The sequence below is a fragment of the Oscillatoria sp. FACHB-1407 genome (assembly GCF_014697545.1).
In the GTDB taxonomy this organism is placed as follows: Bacteria; Cyanobacteriota; Cyanobacteriia; order Elainellales; family Elainellaceae; genus FACHB-1407.
The window spans coordinates 482,564-499,082 of sequence record NZ_JACJSA010000001.1 but is presented as its reverse complement, the minus strand read 5'-3'; the positions used below and the strand labels follow the sequence as shown (position 1 = coordinate 499,082).

The 16,519-nt window shown below is 48.7% G+C and carries 12 protein-coding genes; 6 read left to right on the top strand and 6 right to left on the bottom strand.

Translation table 11 applies throughout. From position 1 onward, the window contains the following. Window positions 1-34: 34 nt before the first annotated feature. On the bottom strand, window positions 35-1,276 hold the full coding sequence (locus H6G89_RS01905; RefSeq protein WP_190503572.1) for a DUF1822 family protein: 1,242 nt from the start codon (window positions 1,274-1,276) through the stop codon (window positions 35-37). After that, window positions 1,277-2,491, bottom strand: a complete 1,215-nt coding sequence (locus H6G89_RS01900) for a sigma-70 family RNA polymerase sigma factor (RefSeq protein WP_190503571.1) — start codon at window positions 2,489-2,491, stop codon at window positions 1,277-1,279. Between the two features lie 668 nt (window positions 2,492-3,159). On the opposite strand from H6G89_RS01900, the gene H6G89_RS01895 reads away from it, so the two are divergent. Continuing rightward, window positions 3,160-5,799: a CHAT domain-containing protein gene (locus H6G89_RS01895; protein WP_309229507.1), complete on the top strand. Its 2,640-nt coding sequence runs from the start codon at window positions 3,160-3,162 to the stop codon at window positions 5,797-5,799. Between the two features lie 11 nt (window positions 5,800-5,810). Here the strand turns inward: H6G89_RS01895 and nspC are convergent, their stop codons facing one another. Together nspC and H6G89_RS01885 are read right to left on the bottom strand one after the other, a co-directional pair. Beyond that, window positions 5,811-6,950, bottom strand: coding sequence for a carboxynorspermidine decarboxylase (nspC, locus tag H6G89_RS01890; protein ID WP_190503570.1), 1,140 nt, complete (start codon window positions 6,948-6,950; stop codon window positions 5,811-5,813). A gap of 488 nt (window positions 6,951-7,438) precedes the next feature. Beyond that, entirely contained in the window at window positions 7,439-8,650 is a 1,212-nt protein-coding gene (locus H6G89_RS01885; RefSeq protein WP_190503569.1) for a saccharopine dehydrogenase family protein, read from the bottom strand. Between the two features lie 599 nt (window positions 8,651-9,249). On the opposite strand from H6G89_RS01885, the gene H6G89_RS01880 reads away from it, so the two are divergent. The 5 genes from H6G89_RS01880 (at window position 9,250) to H6G89_RS01860 (ending at window position 13,416) form a co-directional block, all read left to right on the top strand. Then, a complete protein-coding gene (locus tag H6G89_RS01880) occupies window positions 9,250-10,302 on the top strand; it encodes an agmatinase family protein (protein WP_190503568.1) in 1,053 nt (350 codons plus the stop codon). A gap of 207 nt (window positions 10,303-10,509) precedes the next feature. Continuing rightward, window positions 10,510-11,415, top strand: a complete 906-nt coding sequence (locus H6G89_RS01875; protein ID WP_190503567.1) for a Tll0287-like domain-containing protein — start codon at window positions 10,510-10,512, stop codon at window positions 11,413-11,415. Between the two features lie 49 nt (window positions 11,416-11,464). Beyond that, window positions 11,465-11,851 carry an SMU1112c/YaeR family gloxylase I-like metalloprotein gene (gene gloA2 / locus H6G89_RS01870; RefSeq protein WP_190503566.1) on the top strand — a complete coding sequence of 129 codons (387 nt, stop codon included), beginning with the start codon at window positions 11,465-11,467 and terminating at the stop codon, window positions 11,849-11,851. A gap of 314 nt (window positions 11,852-12,165) precedes the next feature. Beyond that, a complete protein-coding gene (locus H6G89_RS01865) occupies window positions 12,166-13,203 on the top strand; it encodes an alpha/beta hydrolase (protein ID WP_190503565.1) in 1,038 nt (345 codons plus the stop codon). A 51-nt stretch (window positions 13,204-13,254) separates the two neighbouring features. Further along, window positions 13,255-13,416, top strand: coding sequence for a hypothetical protein (locus H6G89_RS01860; RefSeq protein WP_190503564.1), 162 nt, complete (start codon window positions 13,255-13,257; stop codon window positions 13,414-13,416). A gap of 747 nt (window positions 13,417-14,163) precedes the next feature. On the opposite strand, the gene H6G89_RS01855 is transcribed toward H6G89_RS01860, so the two are convergent. Beyond that, a complete protein-coding gene (locus H6G89_RS01855; protein ID WP_190503563.1) occupies window positions 14,164-15,447 on the bottom strand; it encodes an MSMEG_0569 family flavin-dependent oxidoreductase in 1,284 nt (427 codons plus the stop codon). A gap of 298 nt (window positions 15,448-15,745) precedes the next feature. Next, complete coding sequence (locus tag H6G89_RS01850) at window positions 15,746-16,477, bottom strand: glutathione peroxidase (protein WP_190503562.1); 732 nt, start codon at window positions 16,475-16,477, stop codon at window positions 15,746-15,748. Window positions 16,478-16,519 lie beyond the last annotated feature (42 nt).

Sequence of the window (16,519 nt, the reverse complement as noted above, 5' to 3'; positions counted from 1 at the left end):
TATTGGCGTTGTAGTGTTGGAGATAGCTAGGGCACTAGCTAATAAAGTGTTCGGTGACAATGGTTCCATTTAACTCGATCTGCACGATAAATTCCCACCCTGGCAGACAGCGAAATCGCTTGAGTTGAATGTAGTTATCTTGTTGGCGCGATCGCGTAAATTGTAACGGTTGAGATGCAACTGAAAGTAACCGCAGCGACACATCTGCTGGTAGATACACATCCCCTGGGGTGGGGCGTAGTTGCACCTGGACTTCTACCCTGCCGTCGATTTCTGGAGTCAGCGAGATCATCAATACGGCTGACTGCGGTTGGAACGTCGTTTCTAATGACACTAATTTAACCCGCCGAATGCCTTCTGCGGTTTCAGTTCTCCGAAAACTATACGCCAGATTGGCTTCTCCAAAGAGCGATTCCAGCGATTCCCAGCCTGCTTCAAATACATTCTGAAACCACTGGCTCAGGCGTACCGGGGTAGAAGTGTTGACAGTAGCAAGGGCAGGTGTGTCAGCCTGGGGAGCCATAGCCGGAGTCGAGCGATAGTGGCTGAGTAAGCGCGATCGCCATTCTACGTTTTGTAACAGCGATCCCCATTGCTCGAAGGAAACCATTAACCGGGGCGACTGAAGCATAGACATTTCTTGTGAAATTTTGGGTGAGAGTTGTTCTAATAGCAGTTCGGCTTGTTCGATCGTTAATTCGGGCAACGGTGGTAATACGCCTCGCGTTACCTCTTGGGCATTGAGTTGACGGATGACCCACAACACATTCAGATCGGCAATCAGCGCATCTGAAGGGAGTGTGTAGGTGCGATCGCCCGCTTCATAATGAGCATTGGCTTTAATTTGGTGGTGACTGGTATAACCCCAAAATCGAATCCAACCTTCGTCCGGGTTGACTTGAGCAGCGAGGTAATAGTCGCCTGCCCAACTGGGAATATCGACCCATTCTTGGGGGGTTCGCAGTTCGCTCGTGTCAATCGCCTCGGATGGAATTAACACCAAACGAGTGTGATCGAGGGTTAGGGCTACTCCATTCATCACTTCCCATAATTCGGGCGATGTTGAAGGATCGGCTATTTGAGCTGCTTCACACGACTGCGACTGAGCCGTGTCGCGCCACCAGTGCAGAAACGTTTCTACACAGAGTTGATTCAGATAAGCGTTCCATCGGCTTGCAGCGGTAGAGAAAGCTTGGCTTTGTTGCCAGGCAGTGGACTGCACCGTTGCCGGAATTTCTAACCAAAGTTGAATTGGTGTCTCAAAACCCGAAAGCATCTAAACTCCTTTGGTGAATGGTGGCGCGTTGTGAAAGTAGCTGTACAACCATTCTTCTAATACATCGTTCATATTGCTCACTACGTCTGAACTGAGAGAAATATGCAAGGTTTGCTGGCTCCAACTTGCCAATGCCAGCAATAATATTTCTCTGGTTTTAGATAAACGCCGAGAAACCGCATATTGCTTGATTCCTAGCTCTTGAGCAATCTGTTGTTGGGTCAGTTCATCCCCGTAGTAAAGCTGCAACAACTGTTGAGCCTGGGTGTCCATTTGTTCTAACTGATTGAGCAACACAGTGTTGATTTGCGATCGCTGTGAGTCGCGCACCTCTGCTTCTTCGGCAGCAATCAGCAAACTGAGGGGAGCATCCGCCATAGGGTCAGGCAAATCATCTTGCAGTTCTCCTTCATCGAGTCCAGGTTTGGGCGCATTGAGGGATAGGGCAGACGGGTAAAGATAGGCACGTGCCCGTTCGGCACAAAAACTGAGCCACTGTTCCATCACTTCAGGGCTACAGGGAAGCCCAGGATCTTCGAGTTGCAGGCGATCGCGGTTGTAAAGGTCAGCGATCGCCTCCCAGGTTGACCGTTCGGGTCGGCTTAATTGTCGAGTTGCTGTGCCCTTGGATGGCACATAGATGGTCTTAAAGCAGTTCCAGGCGAGAGAGTATTGAGCTACCTTGTGGTTGGGTAGCCCTGCCTTGCTTAATGCATCTGCAAATCGTTTTTGGCTGAGCTTGCGGAGCAATCCCCAGTCAGAACAGATGTCTGCTTCCTGGCGTTGGCGCAGCGTGTCGCGAATGGCAGTGCCAAAGGCAGCACTGGCGTAGGCTTTGAGGCTAGACCCTTGAGCAGCACTAAAGCGATTGAGAATTTTAGGCAGGTCGGCGATCGCAATTTGAAAGCAATCGGACAGCTTATAGGGCGTGCTGGTAAAGCGATTGATCATCTTATAGGCTGCCCAGTAGCACGATTCTTGCAGATAGGCAGACAGGTGGTTAGCCGCAGATCCAGTGGGATTTTTACGCCAATGCTCATGCCAGTGCAATGCCCAAATCCCTTCTGATAGCTCTCTAACGGTTGTAGCGGCTTGCTGCAAGCTGGCTTTCATGCTGCGCTCTAGACGTGGGTCCGCAAGCCAACCACCAAAGCGATCGCCAGCAAACTGTACAAAGGTTGAGAAGAGTTCAATAAGGTTTTGCCGATGGCGCATGAGCTGATACAGGCAACACGTCTAGCTACAGGTCTGGGCTGAATCTGATACCGATTCGAGATTTGCAATTTTGGGTAGAGAAGTCCTGTGGTTGGAGGCTCTTGGCCTCGCTATGTGTAGGGGTTAGACAAGGAATTAAAAGAATTCACCCATGACTTTGCTGAATCCTTACTCTTACAACTGTAATCCCAACTAAGTATTGAATCTAAGCCAGGGAATGCGTCTAAGAGCTAATTCATTCAAGTCAATCTTAAGCTCTAAGTACTGCTATTCACAGATAGGGTTCGGAAATAAAACAAGGGGGTGTGGGGCTGTGCCCCCATTTCCCCTCTGTCCTTAATGAAGTGGCGGTAGCCATAAATCAGCTCTAAAAACTCTATGCTACTCCCTTCTTGGTCTTTGCAAGACTGCCGACTTCTGTAAATGGTAATGATTGAACCAGAGGAGGGTGAAGTAAATCTGTTACAAAACAGTAAGACCCTGGCATTAACCCACCTTATGGAATGGAATTACCTACCTATTTACCTACCTGCTTCCTTATCGTCTCAGAATTCCTGGTCTCTGGATCAACAACACTAAGAGAACCAGGGGGATGCCTGACACACTACCCTTACCCTGAAATAATGGTTGTAGGTGGGATGTCCTGTTGTTGATATAGGTTCGGTGGTGTGAAGAACGGTATATTGCGTAGACGCAAGTGGTTGCGGCTTTTGGGTTATGTGTTAGTAGGAGCGATCGCCTTTGGTGGGCTGAGTGGAGCTTGGGCGAGCGGTGTGACGCTGTCTGCGGCACCCGTGGAGGTTGCTGATATCTCATCCGATGCGACTATTTTATCTAATGCGACAGTAGCAGCCATTAATCAACAGATCAGCCAGGGTCGAGAGTTGTATCGAGCCGGACGGTTTGCGGAGGCGATCGCAGTTTGGTCGGGGGCAGTCGATGCTAGCGGAGATCAGGGCAATACCTTGCAACAGGTGGTGCTGTTGAGCTATCTGTCGCTGGCACACCAGCAGATGGGGCAACTGGATCAGGCAACTGAGGCGATCGAGCGGGGACAACAGGGGTTGCAAAATTTTGGAGGCAGTCGTTCTGACCTCCGCTACGATGCGGCGTTGGCTCAACTGCTAAACACGCAAGGGAGCCTTTATTTCACGCAGGGACAGGAGGAGGAAGCTTTAACCACCTGGCAGCAAGCCACCGCTGCCTATGCCAGGGCTGGAGATGAAACCAATCGCATCAACACCTTAATTAATCAGGCTCAAGCCCAACAGGCATTGGGGCTATATCTCCAGGCTCAACGCACCCTTACCGACGTGGAGCGATCGCTGCAACAACAGACTGACCCCGATCTGCAAGTAGCAGGCTTAAACAGTCTGGGCAACGTGTTGCGGCTAATTGGCAACCTGGATCAGTCGCGTGACGTGTTGCAACGGGGTTTAGAACGTTCGCAGCAAGCCTCTTCTCAAAATCGCAGTCTGATTTTGTTTAGCCTGGGAAACACAGCACGTTCTCAGGAGGATTGGGATGCAGCTCTGTCTTTTTATCAGCAGGGGGCAAGTCAGGCATCTCCACTGTTGGCGGTGCAGGCTCGGTTGAATCAACTCAGTCTGCTAGTGGAGACAAAACGATTCGCGGCGGCTGAGACGCTCGCCACTCAGCTTGCACCAGAGCTAGAGCAGTTACCTATCAGTCGCTCGACCATTTACGCTCGGATCAACTACGCTCAAAGCCTCACTCGACTGACTCTCCGACAGCAGGAAACCGCATCCATTGATACAACTACCGCATTCACCAGGGCAGCACAACAGTTAGCATTGGCAACCCAACAGGCTCAAACCCTTGGTGATGTGCGGGCAGAGGCATACGCTGAGGGGCACCTGGCGGGAGTCTATGAGCAAACGCAGCAATGGGCGATCGCCCAACGCCTGACGGAGCAAGCCCTGTTGTTAGCCCAGGCAAATAACACTCCGGATATTGCTTATCAGTGGCAATGGCAATTGGGGCGCATTCTCAAAGCTCAAAACCAGCCAGAACGGGCAATCATCGCCTACAAAGCTGCCTACGAAACTCTGCAAACCCTCCGCAGTGACTTAGTGGCGATCGACCCCAGTGTGCAATTTTCGTTTCGAGAGAGTGTCGAACCTGTCTATCGAGAATATGTCAACCTACTGCTGCAAGGGAATGGAGATGAGAGAACCAAACTAAAGCAAGCCCGCGAGGTCATAGAGTCGCTGCAACTGGCAGAACTGACCAATTTCTTTCGCTCAGCCTGTCTAGAAGGGCAAATTGTTGCATTGGATCAGGTCGATCAGACTGAAGCGGCTGTCATTTATCCGATCATTCTGCCAGACCGTCTAGAGATTATCTTGAGTCTGCCAAAACAACCTCTGCAACGTTACACGTCGGCGGTGTCTCAGGAGCAGATTGAAACAACAGTCGAGCAATTTCGGCAGGCCCTGGAACGACCGTTTACCACCCCTGAAGGTAGACAGTTGGGGCAACAGATTTATCAGTGGATGATTCGCCCAATGGAATCGGTGTTGGCTCAAAATCAAGTCAAGGTGTTGGTGTTTGTCTTGGATGGAGCGTTGCGAAATGTGCCCATGGCAGCGTTACATACGGGGAATGGCTACTTAATTCAAAACTATGCCGTGGCGATCGCCCCCGGTTTGCAACTCTTGAACCCTCAACCTCTGCGTCAACAGAATCTGGAGGTGTTAGCGGCTGGGTTGACCGAAGAACGGGATGGATTCAGTCCATTGGATTATGTAGGGCTTGAACTAGAACAAATTCAAGCCAAATTACCCAGTCGCATTTTGCTCAATCAAGCCTTTACCAGCACTGCATTGCAAGACCAAATCAACACAGTCCCCTTTCCCATCGTTCATCTGGCAACTCATGGGCAGTTTAGCTCTAACCTGGATGACACCTTTATCCTCGCCTGGGATAAACGCATCCTGATTGATGAGTTGAGTAGTCTATTGCGTGCCAGTGATGAAACTCGCCCAGTCGCGATCGAGTTGTTGGTGTTGAGTGCCTGCGAAACTGCCGCAGGTGACAAGCGAGCAACTCTAGGTCTGGCAGGCATTGCGGTGCAGGCGGGTGCCCGAAGCACACTCGCTTCTCTCTGGACGATTGATGATGCATCGAGTGCCCGCTTGATCAGTCAGTTCTATCAAGAGTTAGCAACAGCCAACGTCACCAAAGCCGAAGCCTTGCGACGAGCGCAATTGTCGCTTCTGCAAGATGCCGATTACAGACATCCGGTGCATTGGGCGTCCTACGTATTGATTGGAAACTGGTTATAGGAGAAGGCACACTATGACAATCGTCGTTTGTAATCGTCATAGTTAAACTGACGAATTAACTCAAAGGTGCCGTCACGGCGAATGATACCGATCGATGGATGCTGAACACCGTTAAACATTGAGGTTTTGACCATCGTGTAGTGGATCATGTCCTCAAAGACGATCGCATCTCCGATTTGCAATGGCTTGTCAAAAGCGTAATCGCCCATGCCCATCACATCGCCTGCCAAACAGGTTGCTCCACCCATGCGATAGGTGGGTTCCCCATCTTGAGGTTGACGTGCTCCTTGGATGCGCGGTTTATAGGGCATTTCCAGGCAATCGGGCATGTGGGCTGTAAACGAAACATCCAACATGGCGATCGCAGGTCCCGGTGTTTCCACTAAATCAAGCACGGTGGCTCGCAGAAATCCCGTTTCCCAGGCGATCGCTGAACTCGGTTCGATGTAGATCTCTAAATGGGGATAACGAGCTTTGAATTGAGTCATGACTCGGATAAAGTGCTCAATGTCATAGCCCTGACGGGTCATCAGATGTCCACCGCCCAGATTCAACCAGCGAATTTGCGGGAGGTGATGCCCAAAGAGTTTCTCAATTTGTTCAAGAGTAGTTTCTAAATCCGCTGCATCGCTCTCGCACAGGTTGTGACAATGCAATCCCTCAATACCCTCAGGCAGCTTGCCACTCAAATTTTCGGCTCGAACGCCTAGACGCGAGTAGGGTGATGCGGGATTGTAGATGTCGTGAATCACAGGGGAGAATTCGGGATTGATTCGCAGTCCGGGTGATAGTCCCGCAGAGCGTGTTTTTTCTCGATAGTGCTCCCACTGAGTCAGCGAGTTAAAGGTGATGTGGCTTGCCCCCTGAATCAGTTGATCAAACTCATCCGGTCGGTAGGCAGGGAGATATAGATGCAGGCTGCCTCCCAATTTCTCGCGAATCAGCATCGCCTCATACAGTGAGCTTGCCGCTGCACCGGATAGATAGCGTTTCACGATGGGGAATGCACTAAACATGGCAAACCCCTTTAAAGCCAGCAACACCGTAATGCCTGCCTGTTGTTGCACCGCTGCAATTTTCTCCAAATTCTGGATCAGCTTTTGCTCCTCCAATACATAGCAGGGGGAGGGAATGTCAGAATAATTGATCATTTCAGTGACTGGTAATGCTTTTAAGGTAGAAACGGTTGAAAGTGATTCAGTTAGGAGTACGCCCTTGCCTCCTTAAATTCCTCCATTTCTGGCTAACGTGTACACAGATCTCGGTTGAGATAACAATCTTCTGCACGATTCCCCTAAATTCCCCTTAAAAGGGGGACTTGGGACTCCGGTTCCCTCCTTTTTAAGGAGGGTTAGGGAGGATCAACCCCAGCATTGGTCAGAGTAGAAGACTTGTGTGTACGCCGTAGCCACTTCCAGGGGATTCAATCCGTTTCCCTCCAAAGTTGAGCTACGGTGTATACAGATCTCTCCTGAGATGTCAAAGCCTTGCACAATCCCCCTTAAAAAGGGGGAGTTACGATCCGGTTCCCCCCCCTGGGAAAAAGGGGGTGGGGGACCTTTCAACTTGTGTGTATACAGTCGTCAAAGTTGGGGGGTGGGGGGCAAAACTGATTCAACGGCATAAGTCTTGTCAGTGACTAATCGACAAGCTCGACAGAGCTATCAAACTCTTCGTGCCAGGGCAACCCATAGGTGCCCAACTTCTCCATGAACGGATCCGGATCAAACTGCTCCACGTTAAACACGCCCGGTTTCTTCCACTTGCCTGTGACGACGAGCAGTGCGCCGATCATGGCGGGAACCCCCGTTGTGTAAGCGATCGCCTGTGCGCCAACTTCTTGATAAGCAGCCGCGTGATCGCAATTGTTGTAGACGTAGTAAGTTTTTTCCTGACCGTCTTTAATACCGCGAATGTGGCAACCAATGGAGGTTTTGCCTTGATAGGTTTCGCCGAGCGACGAGGGTTGGGGCAACACGGCTTTCAAAAACTTGAGGGGAACGATCTCATGCCCCTCATAGTTGACTGGTTCAATGCTCGTCATTCCCACGTTTTGCAGCACGCGCAAATGGGTAATGTAACTGTCGGAGAAGGTCATCCAAAAGCGGGCTTGTTTGATGCCTGGAATATGCTTGACGAGGGATTCCAATTCTTCGTGATAGAGCAAATAGGATGGTCTTGGACCAATCTCTGGGTAATCGATCAATTGCCGGATCGAAAAGGGTTCTATCTCAACCCATTCGCCATCTTTGTAATAGCGTCCATTTTGGGTAATCTCGCGGATGTTGATTTCAGGGTTAAAGTTCGTCGCAAACGCCTGTCCGTGGTCGCCCGCGTTGCAATCCACAATATCCAGGTAATGAATCTCATCAAAATGGTGTTTTAAGGCAAACGCCGTAAAGATTCCCGTGACCCCCGGATCAAAGCCACAGCCTAATACTGCTGTAATGCCTGCTTGCTGGTACTTTTCGTGATACGCCCACTGCCATTTGTATTCAAACTTTGCTTCATGGGGTGGTTCATAATTGGCGGTGTCTAGATAATCCACTCCGGTTTCAAGACAGGCATCCATAATGGATAGGTCTTGATAGGGAAGTGCCACATTAACCACAATATCCGGTCGAACATCGTTGATCAGAGCAACAACCTCTTGGGTGTGGTCAGCATCCACCTGAGTCGTTGATAGGTTGACCTGAGGGTAGGTCTGACGAATTGCAGCCGCGATCGCATCACATTTCTGCTTTGTTCGACTCGCCAATACAATCTCAGAAAACACCGTGCTGACCTGAGCACACTTTTGGGCAACAACATTGCCCACGCCTCCTGCGCCAATGATGAGAACTTTAGCCATATTCCCCTTTTCTTAGAAATGAGTTGTCCACAGTCGCCTCACGAAACATAAGTCGGTTGATTTGAGGTGCGGTGCGAAGCATTTCCCCCTAAGGGGGGTAACCGCCAATTGTCTCACATCGTGTCTAAGCTGCAAATGCAACCAATAGCCAATATTGGCTAAGCCACGACCACTAGCTCATTCTAAAGCACTCATCTGTGGATTGAGGGAATGGGGAGTAGAGGAGTAGAGAGGGAGGTGGGGAATAGGGAGTGGGGAGTAGGGTTAAGGAGGATGCCCGAGTTCTTGATAAACCCCTTACAAGGAATCTAACGTGCTTTTCTAGAAACCGGGAATTCTGACCATTGACCATTAACTATTAACCATTAACTATTAACCATTAACCATTAACCATTAACCATTAACCATTAACCATTAACCATTAACCATTGACCATTAACCATTGACCATTGACCATTAACCATTGACCATTAACCATTAACCATTGACCATTAACCATTGACCATTAACCATTAACCATTAACCATTAACCATTGCCCCCTGCCCCCTAACAAAATGCCAAAATGAAATAGAACTCCTCCCTAGCTCTACTACCCCCAATGCCTACCCGCGAAGAAATTCTGCAAACCTACAACCCCAGTGGAATCGGTCTGGATAATGGCAACCTATTAGGATTGCCCTTTGACTATGACTCTGCCGACTTAATTGTGTTTGGCGTTCCCTGGGAAGTGACCGTCTCCTATGGAGCAGGCACCGCCAACGGACCCCAGCGCATCTTAGAGGCATCCCGACAATTAGACGTGTTTGACTTCGACTATCCCGACGGTTGGAAGCACGGCATCTTCATGGCAGAAATCCCGGCTCACATCCAGACGCAAGGCGAAACATTGCGGCAGAATGCAGCGCAGATCATCGACTATCTGGAACAGGGCAACGCGATTGCGGAAAATCCGGAGTTATTGCAGCAACTTCAGCAGATCAATCAAGCCTGTGCCAACGTCAACCAATGGCTGTTTAAGCAAACCCAGGCAGCAATGAACCGGGGCAAGCAGGTGGCGGTGATTGGGGGTGATCACAGTGTGCCGCTAGGATTTTTGCAAGCACTGGCACAACGTTATTCAGACTTCGGCATTCTCCACATTGATGCTCACGCTGACCTGCGAGATGCCTACGAGGGGTTCCAGTATTCCCACGCTTCGATTATGTTTAATGCCCTACAACTACCCCAAATTTCTAAACTGGTGCAGGTGGGTATCCGTGACCTTTGTCACGACGAAGTGAACCTGATTCAGCAATTGAATGGACGGGTATCTGCCTACTATGACCCCATGTTGAAGCAGAAGCTTTATGCAGGTATTCCCTGGCTGGAACTGTGCAAACAAATCGTGGCAGAACTGCCATCTCAGGTCTATATCAGCTTTGATGTAGATGGACTCGATCCCAAGCTTTGCCCCAACACGGGTACCCCTGTGCCGGGTGGGTTAGAGCTAGAGCAGGTGTTTTGCTTGTTTCGAGAAGTGGTTCACAGTGGACGACAAATCATCGGCTTTGATCTGGTAGAAGTGGGAGATGCTGAATGGGATGGCAATGTAGGAGCACGAGCCGTGTATAAGCTCTGCAATTTGATGGCACTATCAACTCGTGGCAGTTAGGGAGTAGGGAGCAGGGAAAGTTCCCTGAGCAATTGCGCACATCCTGTTAAGATCCACGGACTGTCGGGTAGAGATAGGTTAAAACAATACCTTAATCAATACCTTAATCAAGACCTTAATCAAGGTGCACTTCCTGTTGTGAATTTTCCCTGACGATTTGATTTGGGGATGTATTGGCTAATATCCCTGTCAACACGAGGCGCACCTATGTTTAAGAACTTAAAACTTGGAAAAAAGTTCACATTGCTGTTGCTGAGCGTCTTTCTTGGCAGTTTGTTGTTGAGTAGTACTGCCTTTGCTTATGTGCTGAATCAAAATGCTCAAGATCAGCTGATGTCAAAGGCTCTGGTTTTAATGCAAACCATGAACTCAGTGCGGCACTACACCAACACTCAGGTCAACCCAGAGCTAGAACCTCGGTTAGAACAGGAGTTTTTGCCGGAGAGTGTGCCTGCTTATGCGGCTCGTGAAGTCTTTGAAAAGCTACGAGAGGAGACAGCCTATCGAGAATTTTTTTATAAAGAGGCGACCTTAAACCCAACAAACTTGCGCGACAAAGCAGATGCATTTGAAACAACTGTGGTCGAGCAGTTTAGAAACTCCCCTAAGCTCTCTGAACTGCAAGGATTTCGGAAATCAGCAGGCAATAATCTGTTTTACGTTGCTCGTCCAATTCAGATTAAGGAACAAAGTTGCCTCCAGTGTCACAGCACCCCATCAGCGGCTCCAGCCAGTATGATTGAGCGTTATGGTGAGGCTAATGGTTTCAACTGGCAGTTAAACGAAATTGTCGGAGCGCAGATGATTTCTGTTCCCGCTCGGCAAGTTGTTAGTAGTGCGGCTCAAGCTTTTCTATTACTCATGAGTATTTTGTTGGTGGTGTTTGCGATCGCCATTTTTGCTGTCAACGCTCTGTTGCGCCGCTTTGTTGTGCGTCCTCTCAGTCGCATGGCACAGGTTGCAGAGGTGGTCAGCACTGGAGATATGGGGGCTGAGTTTGAATACTCTGCGAAAGATGAAGTGGGAGATATTGCTAAAGCCTTTAACCGAATGAAGGTAAGCTTGAGCATGGCAATGCAAATGTTAGAACAGCCTCAACAGTATAAAGATTAAGCATGAAGGTGTTGAGTGCTGAATACGCAGGATTGGTAGGAGATCAAGAATGCAAACGACTGGGGTTCATCACATTGCAATTATTTGTTCCGATTACGCCCGCTCCAAACGCTTTTATGTCGATGTGTTGGGATTCACAGTGATTCGAGAGGTCTATCGCGAGGCTCGGCAATCCTACAAGCTTGACCTCCAGGTCGGCAACCACACTCAAATTGAGCTATTCTCCTTTCCTAAGCCTCCGCAACGAGTACAGTATCCCGAAGCTTGTGGTCTGCGGCATCTTGCCTTTGTAGTGCCCAATTTAGATGAGGCGATCGCTGACCTGACTGCAAAAGGCATCGAGGTAGAACCCATCCGTGTAGACGAATTTACCAATAAGCGGTTTACCTTTTTCCAAGATCCGGATAACTTGCCACTGGAGCTATACGAACTCTAGGCGGACGAAAGTTTGTACGGTTTCTCAATGGATGCAGACCATAGAATATTCTTCCCAGGCTCCTGATTCCCAGGAAACAGTTTTTTTAACGGTTGGTCTTTATATCTTTAAGTTGAAAATGCGACAGAGTTTGATGCTTAAATTTTGCAATTTCTCCATATACCGAGTCAGAGACTGGCTGCATTGGGGTGTAGACACCGATGTGGCAGGGCTATAAATCTTGTGCTATAAATTGTATGCCGAAAGCTAGATTCGAGAAGGGGCTTCCCAGTCAGACAATTGGAGTTAAATTCATTCCTTAATAGAAATTAAGCGTGGTAGCCATATCTCAATCGATCGCAACCCTCATCCAGCAAATCCATGAAAACGAATCGGTATTGCCGTTGCGAAATGAAGCCTGCCGATCGAGATTTTATTTGCATCCTCACGAAACGTCTAAAGTATTTCTCTTTTTACATGGGTTTACAGCTGCGCCTTACCAGTTCGATCCCATTGGTCAAGCGTTTTTTGAAGCTGGCTACAATGTGTTAGTGCCGCTCCAACCCGGTCATGGTCAAGCGGGAGAATGGAATCGCCACAACCCACCCCCACTCCCCACAGATATCGATACATATCAATGGTTCCTATTGGACTGGCTAGAGATTGCACAGTCGTTGGGGCAGCAGGTGATCGTTGGAGGACTCTCTACTGGGGGAACGTTAGCTGCCTGGTTAGCCCTGAATCATCCTCAACAAATCGATCGCGCCTTGTTATTTACCCCATTTCTGGCTAGCCGTTATCGCTTGTTTGACTGGCTCATTCACTGGTTGCCGATCTACTTTGAATGGTTTAACAAAAATGCGTCCGGTAACTTTGGGTATAAAGGCTTTTACGTTCCGGCATTGCGAATCTTTTTACAACTTGCTCAGGATGTCGTTAAACAAGCCAATACTAAAACATCTGCACCTGTGTTGATGGTGTGCAGCGAGGGCGATCGCGCTGTGAACCAGGCTAAACAACAAGCCCTGTTTCAATCGGTTGTGGCACGTCAACCCAAGTGCTGGTATTACTGCTTTGACGATTCGCTTCACATCGAACATCGGATGATGACGAAGCTAGAAGACAATGACTATGAGGATCTGGTCATCACCCTGGCAAGAGCCTATGTTGAGAGCGACTTGACCTGGACACAGTTTCAACAGATTGCCCGACAAGTTGCTCAAGCCAATTCTGGAGAGGCGATGCGAAACCCAACTGGGGCGATCGCTCACACATTTAACCTTGACACCCAACTCGCTACCAATTTACAAGCCATGATGACTCAAGCGTTTGGGTGCCAACATCTGGAATGCATCAGCCCACCTGATTCCTAATCTCGTTTTATTAAACGTTGGCAAGGGATCTTGCTCGTTTAGAGATGGGGGATGCAAAATATTCTCTTCGAGGCGATCGTGATAGTAATGCAACGCCCAATTGGGTTTGGGTGGAGTTTGCTGGCTCTGTATCAAAAGCTGGCATTGATTGCCAACAACTCCGGCAGAACCAGTAAACTTGGTGATGTTGGATGTGGCGTAGCATCACATTAGAACAACAAGGACAAGGTTTCATATCGCTTTAAAAGGGTAATTAAAACACAGCAGTCAAAGATGTAATCAGAGAAGCTTTCTACACCAGAATTGTGTAAGTTATTAGTTGAAATTTCGTAGATTTAATGCTCCGATACTATCGAGTTTAAGAGTAAACCACATAGAAGTTATAGAGATGTAAGTAAAACTGCATGAAAAGCAATGCCCCGCAAATTATTTGCGAGTGTTGACTAAACTGAAAGCTTCAGGATTAAACTTTGCTGTTACAGCAAAACGTACGCTGAACAAGGCTTAAGGCTTGATACGAAGGAGACTACATGAGAAAACGTTACAAATCCGTAAAGTATCGCAGAATTTAGCAACAGAATGAGTAACGAAACAATACATTGGCGATCGCTTATCCTGATTTTTCTAGCCAGTTGCCTCATGGGATGGATATCTGTCTACAGACCGAGTTCATCAATCCATGTTGGTATCAGGTTAGGACTAGCCTTGCTTTTTGGTGGAGCTTTCTATCTTGGAATGCAAGCTTCTCGCGCCCTCATCCCCTCTTTGGAACAAAGGTTTGGCAAAATGCTTGCATTCGCGATGTTTGCAGGAGTGATCTGTGGGGGATACGGTCTTGGATGTATCGTTGCCCTGCGCCTTTAGCTAGATCGACTACTGGCGGGTCAGTTATAACGCAGGCGATCGCATTCACCGCCAAGTCCTTCTGTAAGGGTCTGGCTAATGCAACTGAGGAGGGCTCTAGCTCCCCAACAGAAACTCATTAATGACACTCCAGGCATTGGATTGAGCCGTCTTCTTGCGGGCTGCAATGTAGTCAGCGAGATACATCGCATCTCTAGCGACACCGGAGAACCGTCCAGAACCCCAGGTATAGAGCCAGGGAAGACCCAGGAAGTACAAGCCTCTCACCGGAGTGACACCGCGTTCATGACCAGGATATCCTCTGCCGTCAAACACAGGCACCTCAACCCAACTAAAGTCGGACTGATAACCTGTACACCAGATCACAGCACTGATATTTGCCTGTTCACAATCGATCACTGAGATCTCCTCATCCGGTTGCCACACAGGCCGATAGGGCGGATCAAGGGGGGCTTCGATTTGATTCTTTTCAATGAAAGCGTCAATGCTCTTCTTGATGCTTTCAGCCACGGCATCCGCCTGCTCCAGGTTATGCTTCAGGTCATCAGCAAATTCTAAAATGCCCCGGTCAATAGTCTTGAGTCTGCCGTGCAGTTTCATACCCTCTAGCGCAAACTGCCGCAGGTCAATCTCACGTCCGCCATCTCGACCTGTGACATAGTGATTGGCTTTAGTTCTTACCTTCTCTTTCTGCGGATGCTCATCGATGGATAGGTCGTAGTAACCCATCTGGTCAAGCCAATCCACCACATCTTTACCTCGATAACGACGGGGCGATCGCGGCGCACTACCAACACACAAATGAACCTGCCTGCCTGTCAGGTGTAAATCTTCGGCAATCTGACAACCCGATTGTCCCGTTCCGACGACGAGTACGGCTCCCTCTGGCAGAAGTTCTGGTTTTTTGTAGTCGGAGGAGTGAAGCTGCACAATGTGGCGAGGCAATCGTTCTGCAATCTTAGGAATTTTGGGCAGGTGATAGCTACCTGAAGCAATCACCACCTGATCCGCTGTGTAGTCTCCAATGGAAGTAGTTAGCTCAAATACCCCTTGAGTCTCATTCTTACAGACTTTCAAGACCTCAACGCCTTCCTTCACAGGCGGATTAAATGAAGCGGCATAGTCCTTAATGTATTGGACGATTTCATCCTTTTTCATAAACCCGTGTGGATCAGAACCGGGATAGGCAAAGCCGGGCAGTTGACACTGCCAGTTAGGAGTCACCAAACAAAAGGAATCCCACCGTTTTGAACGCCATGAATACCCAATCTGATTTTTTTCAAAGATGATGTGATCAAACCCTCTCTCATTGAGGCAATAGCTCATGGACAGACCCGCCTGTCCGCCCCCAACGATCGCAACGGAATAGTGATTTTTCATGGGCTTCCTGGCTTACGCTTGTGTCTCGATAGTTGCTATACATGCACCATAAAAGCTGGACATGAGTCTCACCGTATCTCCCGATACAGAATGTTAGGAACTAACCCAAAGACTACACCTAAGAACAGGAGCGGGTTTCAGACAAACTGATGAGGAATATTTGTGGCTTTTTTTGCCTGTCTAAATAAATAGGTGCCCTATTGATAAGAAGATTGGGGCGATCGCATCAGATCCCCAGAATCTTGAGAACTCTGGGGATCTAAACTCTGTTTATTCTCAAAACGACGGGTCGAGTTGATTAAGCACCCAAGTAGGTTGCCAATGCCTCAGAACCGCCAATTAACTTGCCATTGATAAAGACTTGCGGCACCGTTGTCGCCCCTGTCATCGCCTTTAGAGAACGAATAGTCGCGTCTTTTCCTAAAACAATTTCTTCGTACTCCAGACCATGCTCCTGCAACATTGTTTTAGCGCGAGCACAGAAAGGGCACCCGACTTTAGTGAACAACGACACACACTGAGGGCGAGATGCCTTAGGGTTAATGTAATTGAGCATTGTTTCTGCGTCGGAAACCTTGAAGGGGTCGCCGGGTTCCTCTGGCTCAATAAACATCTTTTCGATTACCCCATCCTTGACCAGCATGGAATACCGCCAGGAACGTTTGCCAAAGCCCAAATCTGTTTTATCCACCAGCATTCCCATCCCTTCGGTGAATTCGCCATTACCATCGGGAATCGCAATGATATTCTCAGCTTCCTGACTTTTTGCCCACTCATTCATCACGAAAGCATCATTAACCGACATACAAATGATGCTATCGACGCCGTTTTCCTTGAAGGTATCTGCCAACTCGTTGTAGCCCGGAAGATGAGTTGAGGAGCAGGTCGGCGTGAAAGCTCCTGGCAATGAAAAGACAATCACAGTTTTGCCCGAAAACAGCTCATCGGTGGTGACGTTAACCCATTCGCTGTTTTGACGAGTGCGAAAAGTGATATTAGGAACTCTCTGACCTTCACGATTCGGCAACATAACTTTTCCTCAATACTCAAAACGTTACACTTCTTAAAGCGT

Bases quoted from the DNA above. Each gene is read 5' to 3' on its own strand.
- H6G89_RS01905 (WP_190503572.1), bottom strand. From the start codon at position 1,276: ATGCTTTCGGGTTTTGAGACACCAATTCAACTTTGGTTAGAAATTCCG.
- H6G89_RS01900 (WP_190503571.1), bottom strand. From the start codon at position 2,491: ATGCGCCATCGGCAAAACCTTATTGAACTCTTCTCAACCTTTGTACAG.
- nspC (WP_190503570.1), bottom strand. From the start codon at position 6,950: ATGATCAATTATTCTGACATTCCCTCCCCCTGCTATGTATTGGAGGAG.
- H6G89_RS01885 (WP_190503569.1), bottom strand. From the start codon at position 8,650: ATGGCTAAAGTTCTCATCATTGGCGCAGGAGGCGTGGGCAATGTTGTT.
- H6G89_RS01880 (WP_190503568.1), top strand. From the start codon at position 9,250: ATGCCTACCCGCGAAGAAATTCTGCAAACCTACAACCCCAGTGGAATC.
- H6G89_RS01875 (WP_190503567.1), top strand. From the start codon at position 10,510: ATGTTTAAGAACTTAAAACTTGGAAAAAAGTTCACATTGCTGTTGCTG.
- gloA2 (WP_190503566.1), top strand. From the start codon at position 11,465: ATGCAAACGACTGGGGTTCATCACATTGCAATTATTTGTTCCGATTAC.
- H6G89_RS01860 (WP_190503564.1), top strand. From the start codon at position 13,255: ATGCAAAATATTCTCTTCGAGGCGATCGTGATAGTAATGCAACGCCCA.
- H6G89_RS01855 (WP_190503563.1), bottom strand. From the start codon at position 15,447: ATGAAAAATCACTATTCCGTTGCGATCGTTGGGGGCGGACAGGCGGGT.
- H6G89_RS01850 (WP_190503562.1), bottom strand. From the start codon at position 16,477: ATGTTGCCGAATCGTGAAGGTCAGAGAGTTCCTAATATCACTTTTCGC.